At 73.7% G+C, this 11353-nt stretch carries 12 protein-coding genes; 4 read left to right on the top strand and 8 right to left on the bottom strand.

The window, feature by feature from the left end; genetic code table 11:
* A partial coding sequence (locus IEY96_RS26720; protein ID WP_189197559.1) for a S8 family peptidase occupies window positions 1–1644 on the bottom strand: 1644 nt, incomplete at its 3' end.
* A 220-nt stretch (window positions 1645–1864) separates the two neighbouring features.
* On the opposite strand from IEY96_RS26720, the gene IEY96_RS26715 reads away from it, so the two are divergent.
* Window positions 1865–2467 (top strand): hypothetical protein, encoded by a 603-nt coding sequence (locus IEY96_RS26715; protein WP_189197558.1) that lies wholly within the window; start codon window positions 1865–1867, stop codon window positions 2465–2467.
* Here the strand turns inward: IEY96_RS26715 and IEY96_RS26710 are convergent.
* The 3 genes from IEY96_RS26710 to IEY96_RS26700 form a co-directional block, all read right to left on the bottom strand.
* Window positions 2435–2836 carry a hypothetical protein gene (locus tag IEY96_RS26710; RefSeq protein WP_107079672.1) on the bottom strand — a complete coding sequence of 134 codons (402 nt, stop codon included), beginning with the start codon at window positions 2834–2836 and terminating at the stop codon, window positions 2435–2437. The two genes, IEY96_RS26715 and IEY96_RS26710, sit on opposite strands and share 33 nt — an antisense overlap.
* A gap of 156 nt (window positions 2837–2992) precedes the next feature.
* Window positions 2993–3214 (bottom strand): DUF397 domain-containing protein, encoded by a 222-nt coding sequence (locus tag IEY96_RS26705; protein WP_189197557.1) that lies wholly within the window; start codon window positions 3212–3214, stop codon window positions 2993–2995.
* The gene (locus IEY96_RS26700; protein ID WP_189197556.1) at window positions 3184–4065 is read right to left on the bottom strand and encodes a helix-turn-helix domain-containing protein; all 882 of its coding nucleotides are present in this window, start codon (window positions 4063–4065) and stop codon (window positions 3184–3186) included. The genes IEY96_RS26705 and IEY96_RS26700 overlap by 31 nt, the downstream gene beginning before the upstream one ends.
* A 628-nt stretch (window positions 4066–4693) precedes the next feature.
* Between IEY96_RS26700 and IEY96_RS26695 the strand changes: the two genes are divergently transcribed.
* Both IEY96_RS26695 and IEY96_RS26690 read left to right on the top strand, forming a co-directional pair.
* Window positions 4694–4981 (top strand): hypothetical protein, encoded by a 288-nt coding sequence (locus IEY96_RS26695; RefSeq protein ID WP_107079670.1) that lies wholly within the window; start codon window positions 4694–4696, stop codon window positions 4979–4981.
* Between the two features lie 99 nt (window positions 4982–5080).
* Window positions 5081–5515, top strand: a complete 435-nt coding sequence (locus IEY96_RS26690; RefSeq protein WP_189197555.1) for a hypothetical protein — start codon at window positions 5081–5083, stop codon at window positions 5513–5515.
* Window positions 5516–5543: 28 nt separating this feature from the next.
* Here the strand turns inward: IEY96_RS26690 and IEY96_RS26685 are convergent, their stop codons facing one another.
* Complete coding sequence (locus IEY96_RS26685; RefSeq protein ID WP_189197554.1) at window positions 5544–6476, bottom strand: PASTA domain-containing protein; 933 nt, start codon at window positions 6474–6476, stop codon at window positions 5544–5546.
* A gap of 101 nt (window positions 6477–6577) precedes the next feature.
* The gene (locus IEY96_RS33230; RefSeq protein ID WP_189197553.1) at window positions 6578–7267 is read right to left on the bottom strand and encodes a PASTA domain-containing protein; all 690 of its coding nucleotides are present in this window, start codon (window positions 7265–7267) and stop codon (window positions 6578–6580) included.
* Between the two features lie 115 nt (window positions 7268–7382).
* On the opposite strand from IEY96_RS33230, the gene IEY96_RS33430 reads away from it, so the two are divergent.
* On the top strand, window positions 7383–8870 hold the full coding sequence (locus IEY96_RS33430; RefSeq protein ID WP_373293650.1) for a hypothetical protein: 1488 nt from the start codon (window positions 7383–7385) through the stop codon (window positions 8868–8870).
* Between the two features lie 107 nt (window positions 8871–8977).
* On the opposite strand, the gene IEY96_RS26670 is transcribed toward IEY96_RS33430, so the two are convergent.
* Together IEY96_RS26670 and IEY96_RS26665 are read right to left on the bottom strand one after the other, a co-directional pair.
* Window positions 8978–10456, bottom strand: coding sequence for a glutamate-cysteine ligase family protein (locus tag IEY96_RS26670; protein ID WP_189197552.1), 1479 nt, complete (start codon window positions 10454–10456; stop codon window positions 8978–8980).
* A gap of 254 nt (window positions 10457–10710) precedes the next feature.
* A complete protein-coding gene (locus IEY96_RS26665) occupies window positions 10711–11292 on the bottom strand; it encodes a YceI family protein (RefSeq protein WP_189197551.1) in 582 nt (193 codons plus the stop codon).
* Window positions 11293–11353 lie beyond the last annotated feature (61 nt).

Genomic DNA, 11353 nt, shown 5'->3' with positions numbered 1-11353 from the left:
GGTACGCGGCGGCTGGCCGCTGGAGCCGTACTGGCCGATGACGCCCGAGGTGGACGACCAGACCGTGTTACCCGACTCGAAGCCCGGGTTGCCGAGCTTCTGGCCGGCCCCGGTGCAGCCACCGGCACCCGTGACGGTCAGCGAGTACGTGGCCGTCTTCGTGCCCGACGCCGCCGTGCCGCTGATCGTCACCGGGTAGGTGCCGGCCGGCGTGCTCGCGGAGGTGGTGATGGTCAGGGTGGACGAGCCGCCGGAGGTCACCGTGGCGGGGTTGAACGAGGCGGTGGCTCCGGCCGGCAGACCGCTCGCGGCGAGACTGACCGACTGGGCCGTGCCGTTGGTGGTGGCGGTGGCGACCGTGGCGGTCACCGAGCCGCCCGGCGCGGTCGAGCCGGAGGTGGGCGAGACCGACACGGAGAAGTCGTTGGTCGGCGGCGGGGTCGTGCCGTTCACCACGTAGAGCAGCCGGTTCGGCGTGCCGGTGCCCACGTTGGTCACCACGTTCGGGGTGGCGTTGTTGACGAGGCTGTCCCGCACCTGCTGCGGGCTCCACGACGGGTTCGCCGAGAGCACTAGCGCCGCCGCGCCGGCCACGTGCGGCGACGCCATCGAGGTGCCGCTGATCGTGTTGGTCGCGGAGGTGCCGGTGTACCAGGCGGAGGTGATGTTGACGCCCGGCGCCAGGATGTCGACGCAGGTGCCGTAGTTGGAGAAGCTCGCGGCGGCGTCGTTGTTCTGCGTCGCCCCGACGGTGATCGCCGACGCGACCCGCGCCGGGGAGTAGTTGCAGGCGTTCTGCCGGTTGCCCAGGATGTCGCCGTTTCCGGCCGCCACGGCGTACGTGATGCCGGAGTTGATGGAGTTGGTGACCGCGGTGTCGATGGAGCTGTTGGCGGAGCCGCCGAGGCTCATGTTCGCCACCGCCGGCTTCACCGCGTTCGCGGTGACCCAGTCGATGCCCGACACCACCTGGGCGTTGGTGCCGCTGCCCTGGCAGTTGAGCACCCGGACGCCGACGATCTGGACACCCTTGGCCACCCCGTACGAGGAGCCGCCCACCGTGCCCGCGACGTGCGTGCCGTGGCCGTTGCAGTCGTCGGCGGAGCCACCGTCCACCGCGTCGAAGCCGGAGACGGCCCGGCCGCCGAAGTCGTTGTGCCCGAACAGCACGCCGGTGTCGATGATGTAGGCGCGCACGTTGCTGGCCGTGTTCGGGTAGGTGTAGGAGCTGTTCAGCGGCAGGTTCCGCTGGTCGATCCGGTCCAGGCCCCAGGACGGCGGGTTGGTCTGGGTGCCGGCGATCGAGACCGTGTGGTTCTGTTCCACGTACGCCACGGCGGGATCGGCCGCGATCCGCGCGGCGGCCTTGGCGCCGACGGTGAGTTCGAAGCCGCGCAGGGCTGCGCGCCACGTGCGGGCGACCGTGCCGCCGTGCCGGGCGGTCAACCGCTGCGCCGTCTCGGTGACCCGGGCGGGTGCGACGGCGTCGTCCTTCAACACCACGATGTAGCTGTCCGCCACGGCGGTGGGGCCACCGGCGGCGCGGATCGCGCCGGTGGGTTCGGCGGCCGCCGCGGGTGACGCGGCCGCGAGCATGGTCAGGGCGGCTATTCCGACGACTACGGACCTGTGTGGGAGACCCATCTCCCTACCTCCCTCCGACCGGCACAGGACCGTCCGCCCGGTGAGGCACAGGCGAATCGACGCTGACCGATCATTAAGAGGCTAGGTCAGCAGCGGAAACACTGTGAACATGCCGGATCTGCCATAACGTCGATGGGATGACCCCTACGGGAGGGCGTACGGGAGGAACCGGGGTGCCGGCCCGGATCCGGTCGGCGCCGGACCGGACGAGGCTGGGGCCATGGACGAGCATCTCACCGTGCTGCTCCCCCTCGCCGCCGTCTGGCTGGCCGCCGGCGTGGTGGCGGACGGACTGCCCCGGCTGGACCGCGCCCGCGCGCTGCGCCGGCGTACCGGATGGTTGTCCGCCCTGGTGCTCACCGGCCTGGCGCTGACCGCGGCCGTGCTGGCGGCGGGCCTGCAGAGCGCCGGCGCGACCGCGCTCGACCGGGCCGCCGCCGGGCTCACCCTCGCGGCGGCCCCGGCGCTGGTCGTCGCGGTCTGCACGGTACGCCGGATCCGTTGGCTGCGGGCCGGCGCGGGCGCGTTCGCCGCCGCGCCGGACACCCCCGCCCCGCACGGGCTGCGCGCCGCCGCGGCACACCCGCTGATCGCGCTGCCGCTCCAGGTCACCGCGCTGGCGGTGCTCGGCGCGGTGCTCCCGGCCGCGGGCGTCGACCTGTTCGCGACGCCGGCCGTCACCGGGCCCGCGACCACCGTCGCGGTGCTCGGCGTGATCGCCATCGGGGTACGCCACGCCCTGCGGCACAACCGCCTCGCCGAGCGGGCCCTGCCGCCGGCGACCGCCGTGTCAGCGCGTGCGGCCGGTCCCCTGCACGTATAGCAGCTCCAGGATCGCCCGGGTCGCCTCGAACCAGCGGTCCAGCCAGCCGGGCGGGGGCACACTGCCCTTCGGCGGCAACTCCATCAGCAGCCCGCGCAGCAGCGGATGGTCCACGAGGGACTCCTGCGGCTCCATGGGCCAGCCGGTCGGCGGGAAGGACGGCTCGGTGAGCGGGTTCGGGTCGAGCGACGGCAGGGAGAGCGGTGGGGCGGGCTGTTCCGGGGCGGGCGCGTCCCGGCCGCCGATCTCGGCGTCGCCGGAGCCCACCTCGGTGAGGACGCTGTCCCGGCGCGCCCCGCGGTACTTGCCACCGAACCGCTCGGGCTTGCCCGGGCCATTGGTGAGATTCTCTGAACCGATCGTCGTCATCCGTCTCGCCTGCCTCGCTCGGTTGCCGATCTGTGCGGTTCAACGACGCGGAACGGAACTGGCGACGGGTGGCCGGAACCGGCCGGGGCACGGGACGAAATGGTCCCGCCCGGCGACGCTGCCGGGCGGGACCACGCTCTGGGGCGGGACGCCGGATCAGCTCCGGCCGAACGTACCGCCTCTGGCGCCGGCGACGAAGGCGTGCCAGTCACCCGGGGCGAAGACCAGGGCCGGGCCCGTCCTGTCCTTCGAGTCCCGGACGCCGACCGCCCCGGTCGCGTACGCGACCTCCACGCAGTTGTCACAGTTCGGCCCGCTCTTCGAGCTCTTGAACCAGGTCGCCTGCGTCAGGTCCACGGGGAACTCCTTGGTCGCCATTTCCACAACGGCTCCTCTGCCAGTTTTGCGATGTGTGCGATGGATTCCTCCGGGCGAATGGCCGCTGCTCGAATGTGATCGAAGATGAAGCTGTACTTCTGCAGTTCGTCGCTCTTCTCCAGGAAGAGCCCACCCGTGGCGTTCTCCGCGTACACGACATCGGGATCACTCGGTTCGGGGAAGCTGAGGATCGTGAAGGTCCCGTCCATGCCGGCGTGCGCGCCCACCTCGAAGGGCAGGACCTGCAACGTCACGTTCGGCAGTTCGGCCACCTCCACCAGCCGTTTGAGCTGGCCACGCATCACCGCGTCGCCGCCAACCGGCCGGCTCAGCACCGCCTCATCGAGCACCACCCACAGATCGACCGGATCGTCCTGGGTCAACAACGACTGACGGCCCAGTCGGACACGCACCCGCTGTTCGACCTGTTCGGCGGTGAAGTCCGGCCGAGCGGCCCGGATCATCGCCCCCGCGTACTCCTCGGTCTCCAGCAGGCCCGGCACGACCTGCTGTTCGTACGCCCGGATCGAGCTGGCCGCCGCCTCCAGTCCCACGTACGCCCCGACCAGCACCGTGCTGTACGGATGCCACCAGCCCTTCTGCCGGGCCTCGCGAGCGATCTGCACCAGCTCGTCGCTCTCGGCGCCGACCACCCCGTAGATGCGGAGCATGTCCCGCACGTCCCGGGGTGTCGCGGTGGTGTGGCCGGTCTCGATACGCGAGATCTTGGAGGCCGAACACTCCAACTGCTCGGCGACCGTCTCGATGGTGATGCCGGCAGCTTCGCGCTGCCGGCGAAGTTCCGCCCCCAGGCGACGACGCCGGATGGTCGGGCTGCGCCGCTCGCTCACGACGCCACCCCTCGGGTCGATGGACGGGGAATTCCATTCCTCGCGCGCACCCGGCTACCTCCGGTCGGTCGCGCCCGGTTTCACACCCGCCGGGGCGCGACCGGCGTACGGCGGGCGAGCGTTCGCGGCAGGGGATGGTGCCGGTCGTCGACCGGCCGCGACGGGCGAAACCGGCGTCCAGTGTGCCGCCCCGGGACCTGAGGCTTCAAGCGTCCCGTTCACGTGTCCTGCTCGCGTATCGGCAAAAGTCGACGTGCAACTTGCATGAAGCACGTCCCTGATGCACTCTGTCGGTATGGCACGGGTTACTCACCGTCTTCGCATGATCTCCGGGCGTGGTCGCACCACGGGCCGCGGGACGGCAGGAGGGGAGCCGTCCCGCGCCGAGCGACCTGCCCCGGGGTGAAGACCCCGCCGCTGCACGCCAGGTTGGCTGTGGCGGCGGGAGCGGTAGCCGGGAGCAGCCGGGTGATGGTCGGGTGGCGGTCCGCCACCGCGGGTACGGCCCGACCAGCACCGACCCACTGATCAGACGGTCCACGAGGCAGATCCCCCGTCACCGGACCGACCTGTCCCCCCGATCAGACTCGCCGGCCCGCCCGCCGGCCGACCCTCCCCAGGAGCCCATGTGCTTCCCCGCTCCGGTGACGTACTGCACGTGACTCGCGCGGCGAGTGTCCAGTTCCTCCGACCGATCATGTTCCGGGTGATCCGGGTGCTCGACTGGCCGACCTACGACGGTTGGCTCTGGCTCGACGGCTACGAGTTGAACGCGGCGGGGGACGCGGTCAACCGGCGGTCGATCTTCGTACAGCAGGAGGGGTTGCGGCATCTCCAGGCCGCGCCGGCCCCGCGTCCGCACACCGTACGGACGGCCCGCCGTCCGGTGACCCGGACCCCGGTCCGGGTCGGCTGACCTCACGAAACCCGGTCGGGGGGCGTGCCACCGCCATAGAATTGGTACGCCCACCCCGGCAAACGCTCCACCCCGCGCGCCCCGGACCCTGAACCTGGGATGGTCATGGTCAATCTGCCCGCCGCGCGGCGGCACCACCGGTCCCGTATCGGCTACGCCCTCGGGCTTCTCGCGTTCCTCGGCGCCGCGACCGTACTCGCGCTCGTGGTCCGCCACCCCGCCTTCTCCGCGACCACGGAGCTGACCGAGCCGGTCCCGGCTCCGGAGATCACCGTGGTCGGGGAGGGCAACCGGCCGGCCACCGAAGCGGACGAGGACGAGCCCGACGGGGTCGACCCGCCGGTGGCCGGCGCGCCGGGCGGCGACGTCGGCCCCTCGGCGGAGGCCGGTGCCGGGGCCGGGGAGGGCGCGCTGGCCGAACGCCCCTCCGCCACCACCGACCTCAGCCGGTCGCTGTTCTACTCGGGCCTGCTCGGCCTCGCCATCTCGCTGGCCGGCCTGGGCCTGGTCGGCACCCGGCGCCGTCAGTGGTGAACGCCCAGGCGCCGCCGGCGGTGAGCGCTCAGGGCGTGCCGGTGACCGTCGGCGATGGCGTCGAGGTGGCGGCGTCCGTGGTCGGGGCCGCAGCCCGGGCCACCACGATGGCGACCCGGTCCCCCTCGGCGACCGGCTCGCCGGCCTCCGGGTTGGTCTCGATCACCGTCCCGGCGGGCCGGTCCGACGTCCGGTACCGCACCCGATAGTCCACGCCCAGCCGGTCGAGGGCCGCCCGGGCGGCGGACTCCGGCAGCCCCACCAGCGGCGGCATCGGCACCTCGGCGGCCGCCGTGGTGGTCGGCGGGCTGCTCGGCGGCGAACTGCTCGGGGCGGCCGTGCTCGGCGTGGCGCTGGTCTGCGGGGCGGTGCTCGGGACGGCCGATGGCGACAGGCCCGGCTCGGCGTCGCGATCCGCCGCGCGGAGAGCCAGCCAGACACCCAGGCCGATCAGGGCGATCAGCAGCAACGCGAGGACGCCCAGAAAAATCGGCATCCACCAGCGTCGACCCGCCTGCTCCTCGGTGTACCACTCGGTGCCGGGCTCGGGGTACCCGGCCGGGCGCGGCGGCGGAACGCCGGCGCGCCCCGACCAGGCGGGGCTGACCGGCTCCTGCCGGGTGGCGTCAATCGGCCGGCGCGCTCCGGCGCCGCCGTCCCCGCGGGGCATCGGGCGGGTCGCGTCGCCGGCCGCCGGCATGGCCCGCGTCGCCTCCGCGTCCTCCGCCCCCGTCCCGCCGGCACCGGTACGCCCGGCCGGCATCGCCCGGATCGCGTCGGCGTCCGCACCGCCGGCCGGGCCGTGCGGCATCGCCCGGGTGGCGTCGGCGTCCTCGGGCTCTCCGGGGCGGTCGGGTGGAACGGCACGGGTGGCGTCGGGGTCGGCGCCGCTCCGGTCGGGGGGCAGCGCCCTGGTCGCGTCCGGGTCCCCGGCGGGTGGCTCCTGGCGGTCGTCGCTCATCGCACGTCCTTTCCCCACCGGGACAGGGCGGCCTGGCCCTCGATCGTCCACGGTAACGGTCCGCCCGGCCATCGGCAGGCATCAGCGCGCCGGGCGGCCGGTCACGGGGAGGGCAGCGGGCTGGCGGTCGGCGTGGTCGCGGGCTCGTCGCCACAGGTGAGGGTGACCGGGTCGTTCCACCGGGCCGAACTGCCGCCGACCGGGTCCTGCGCGGTGACCGGACCCGTGCGGCCAATGCGGTAGCGGGGATAGAGGCCCGCCGCCACCAGATCGTCCGCCGCGTCGGCGCAGCTCTGGGCGACCAGGTCGGGCACCGGTACGGCGGGCGCCGGGCCGGCGACCCAGAGGGTGACCGTGACGCCGCGCTTCACGGGCGTCCCGGGCTCGGGCGAGGTGCGCTCGACGGCACGGCCGGAGCCGCTGCCGAACACCAGCCGCCAGCCGAGCTTGCGGTCCCGCAGCTCGCGTCGGGCCTGCTCGAAGTCGGTGCCCACCACCTGCGGCACGGTCAGGCCGGCGGGGGTGGTGGTACGCGTACCGGTGGGCCGGTCGTCGGCGGTGCTCGGCGGGGCGGCCGTGGGCGTGCTGGCGTCGACGGAGGGCGTGGCGGGAGCCGCGGCGGGCGGGGCGGCGGGGCGGTCCGGCTCCCCGGCCAGGACCCAGCCGCCGCTCGCGCCGATCACCGCGAGCAGGACCACCGCCAGGCCGCCACCGAGGAGCAGCCTGGTCCGGTCCGGCCCCGGTTCGTCGCGTGTCCCGGGCTGCCGGTCCGGGTACCCCTCGTCCGTCATCACATCCCCCGCCTCAGTCACCGGCGACCGTATCCGGCGCCACCAAGCCCGTCCCGGCCGAGCCGGCCGCCGTCACCACTCGCCGAGCCGACCTTGGGACGCTACGCTCCCCGGCATGGCCAGACGGGGCTGGGGAGGATCGACCGCCGCCGCGCTCGGCGTCGCCGCCGGTACGGGCGCCGCACAGCTCGGCTTCGGCTACGGGCTCGGCATCATCAACTGGGCGCCGGCCGGCGCCGCCCGGGTCGAGGCGGCCTGGGTGGCCAGCCTCGCGTGGGCCACCTGGATCTCCGCGACCTCGGTGATCGCCGGCGCGGTCTGCGCCCAGCGGCTGCGCGGCGCGGACGACGACGAGCCGGCGGGCACGCTGCCCCGGCTCGGCCTGGCGCTCGCCGCCGGGGTGGGCGCGTTGATCACCGTGCTGCTGGTGGCCGTGCCGGCCCGGGCGGCCCGGGTGCCGGCCACGTCCTCACCGCAGGCCGTGGCCGCCGGGTACGCCGTCGCCGGGCTGGTGCTCGGGGTGCTGCTGGCGACCTGGGCGCTGCACACCCGGGCCGCGGCCACCAACCTCGTCGCCACCACCGGCTGGCTCTGGCTGCTCGCCGTGGTCTCGGTGCTCGACGGGGTGCTCTCCGGCCGTGGCCTGACCACCGCCCAGCTCGGCATCTGGCAGATCAGCGCGGACAGCGGGCGGTTCTGGATCCGCGACTACTTCTACTGGCCCGGCGCGCTGCTCTCGCTCGGTTCGGCCCTGCTCATCGGGATCCTGGCCGCGCGGCGGGCGGTCCGCGCGCCCGAGCGACGGGTCGGGGCGGCGGCCTCCGGGGCGGCCGGCCCGCTGCTGGTCGCGCTGGCGTACCTGCTCGCCGTGCCGAGGCTCGCCGGGATCGCCGCCGAGCAGGTGTCGGCCCACCTGATCGCCCCGTACACGGTGATCGCCGGGATCGGCGGCTCGGTCCTGATGGCCGCGCTGGCGCAGCGGCCCGACCGCCGCGCCGCCGAGCAGGCCGTCGTGAATGTGCCCCGCCAGCGCACCGGTGAGCCGGACCAGTTCACCGCCGACGACCCGGAGCCAACCACCGGCCCCGAGCCGGCCACCGACCCGGTGGACGGCGCCGAACGGGTGCCCCCGACGGAACGGCCGACCCGCCGGTTCTTCGGTCGGCGCGCTTCCGCACCGGGAGCCGAGCGCGCGGCCGGATCGGCGCCGGCCACGTCGGCCGACCCGGCCGGCGAGCAGGTCACGTCCGTCGGCACGCTCCGCGAGCCGGAGACTACGGGGCAGCGTGACGCGAGCGGCCGCACCGGTTCCTCGCCCGACCCCACGGCAGCGACCGGTGCCACGAGCGCGGGCCTGGGCACGGCGCCGGACCGAGCCGCCGCGGGCCGGCGCGGCCGGGCCGTGCCACCCCAGCGGAAGCCGGAGTCGAGCTCGGCGGCCGGCACCGGCCCGGCCGTGCCGGCACTGTCCGACGGCGGGCCGGAAGCGGCCACCGGCGGACCGGCAGGATCCGCGGCGGCGGAACCGGCGGGCGACAGCGAGCCGGAGAGCGGCGCGACCGCGCCGACCACCGGACCGAAGGCCCGCCGCCGCAACCGCTGATCGCCACCACGGCAATCCCGCTGCCGAGGTGGCAGCACCGACGGGGTGCCGGAGGGCGCCACCTCCCGGGAGCCGGATCCGATCAGGTCAGCGGGAACCGGCGGTGGTCAGTCGACGGGCCAGGTGTGCACGGGCTCGTTGCCGCGTTGCAGTTCGGCGTAGCGCTGGACCATGTGGTGCAGCGCGGCCGGCCGGTCCATGCCCCGGTGCCGCTCGGCCGCCCACACCGTCTCGGTCTGCCAGACCGCGCCGTTGCGGCCGGTCCGGCAGCGCTCCTCGATCACCCCGAGCAGGCGGTCCCGCTCGGCCGGGGCCACGCCGAACCGGTCCAGCCCCTGCGCGGCGGTAGGTAGCAGCGTGTCGAGGACGAGCGTGGTGACCGGCACGTCGCCGAGCCGGGGCCAGTGCAGCACGGCGTCGATGCCGCGCCGGGCGGCGGCGTGGAAGTTCTCCTCGGCCGAGCTGAAGGTGAGCTGGCTCCAGATCGGCCGGTCCGCCTCGGCGAGGCCGCGGGCGAGGCCGAAGTAGAAGGCCGCGTTGGCGAGCATGTCCACGACGGTCGGCCCGGCCGGCAGCACCCGGTTCTCCACCCGCAGGTGCGGGCGGCCGTCCATGATGTCGTACACCGGGCGGTTCCAGCGGTAGACGGTGCCGTTGTGCAGGCGCAGCTCGCCGAGCTGGGGCACCCCGCCGGCGTGCAGCACCTCGACCGGGTCCTCGTCCTCACAGATCGGCAGCAGCGGCGGGAAGTAGCGGACGTTCTCCTCGAACAGGTCGAAGATCGAGGTGATCCAGCGCTCGCCGAACCACACCCGGGGGCGTACGCCCTGGGCCTTCAGCTCGTCGGGACGGGTGTCGGTGGCCTGCTGGAACAGCGCGATCCGGGTCTCCGCCCAGAGCTGCCGGCCGTAGAGGAACGGCGAGTTGGCACCGACCGCCACCTGCACCCCGGCGATGGCCTGCGAGGCGTTCCAGTAGTCGGCGAAGCTGTCCGGCGCGACCTGGAGGTGGAACTGGAGGCTCGTGCAGGCGGCCTCCGGCGCGATCGAGTCGGTGTGCGTACGCAGCCGCTCGACGCCGCGGATGTCCAACTCGATGTCCTCGCCCCGGGCGCCGACGATCTGGTCGTTGAGCACGCGGTAGCGCTCGTTGGTGGAGAGGTTGTCGGCGACCAGGTGCCGCTCGGTGAGGGTGGGCAGGATGCCGACCATCACGATCTTGGCCTCGGACTTGGCGGCCCGCTCGTCGGCGCGGCTCAGGCTGCTGCGCAGGTCCTCCGCGTAGTCGGCGAAGCCGGTGCCCTCGATCAGCCGGGGCGAGGCGTTGAGCTCCAGGTTGAACTGCCCCAGCTCGGTCTGGAAGAGCGGGTCGGCGATGTCGGCGAGGATCTGGTCGTTGCGCATGGCCGGCTCGGCGGCGGCGTCGACGAGGTTGAGTTCGATCTCCAGCCCGGTCATCGGCCGGTCGGCGTCGAAGCCGAAGTCGTCCAGCATCAGCGCGAACACGTCCAGGCACCGCCGGACCTTCTGCCGGTAGCGGACCCGGTCCTCGCGGGAGAAGGCGCCCTGCTCGACGTCTCTGCCCATCTGTCCTCCCGGCGCCGGCGCCACGGAACCGTACCGTTCCGCAACGCATTGTGAACCATTCACGTTGAGTGCGTAAGTGCGGCCCGGCCGCCGGTCCGGAGGCCGGGCGCAGGTCTGCACTCCTACCCAGCCGCCGCCCGCCGCACCGCGGTCAGCCTGCGAACAACACGTGACAATTCGCACCGCCCCGGCGTACGACGAACGGGCCCGCGCCGTCGGGTGACGGCGCGGGCCCGTGGGGTCGTACGCGGGGATCAGGCCTGGCGGACGGCCTCGCCCTCGATCTCGATCTTGATCTTCTTGCCGACCAGGACGCCACCGGTCTCCAGGGCGACGTTCCAGGTCAGGCCGAAGTCCTCCCGGTCGATCTCGGTGGACGCGGAGAAGCCGAAGATGTCCTGGCCGAACGGGCTGCGGCCGACGCCCTCGAACTCGACCTCCAGGTCGACCGGACGGGTCACGCCCTTGATGGTCAGCTCGCCGGAGAGGACGAACTCGTTGCCGTCGCGGGACTTCACGCCGGTGCTGCGGAACTCCAGGGTGGGGAACTGCTCGGCGTCGAGGAACTCCGGGCTGCGCAGGTGCGCGTCACGGTCGGCCTGGGCGGTGTTGATGCTGGCCGCCTGGATGGTGGCGGTCACCGCGGACTGCATCGGGTCCTCGGCCACGGTGATGGTGGCGCTCGCCTCGGCGAACTCGCCGCGTACCTTGCTGACCATCATGTGCCGGGCGACGAACCCGACGCGCTTGTGAGCCGCGTCCAGCAGGTAGGTGCCGGCGGTCGGGATGGTGAGACCCTCCCAGTCGCGGGTAACCGCTTCGGTGCTGCTGGTCATGGTGCTGTCCTCCAGGGAGATTGTTTAGTAGCCCAACGACTGACTTAGCAACTATAGGCAC

The organism is Micromonospora fulviviridis, assembly GCF_014648395.1.
GTDB classification, from domain to species: domain Bacteria; phylum Actinomycetota; class Actinomycetes; order Mycobacteriales; family Micromonosporaceae; genus Micromonospora; species Micromonospora fulviviridis.
Note: the sequence above shows the minus strand (reverse complement) of the source record. Positions and strands in the feature narration are given on the sequence as shown.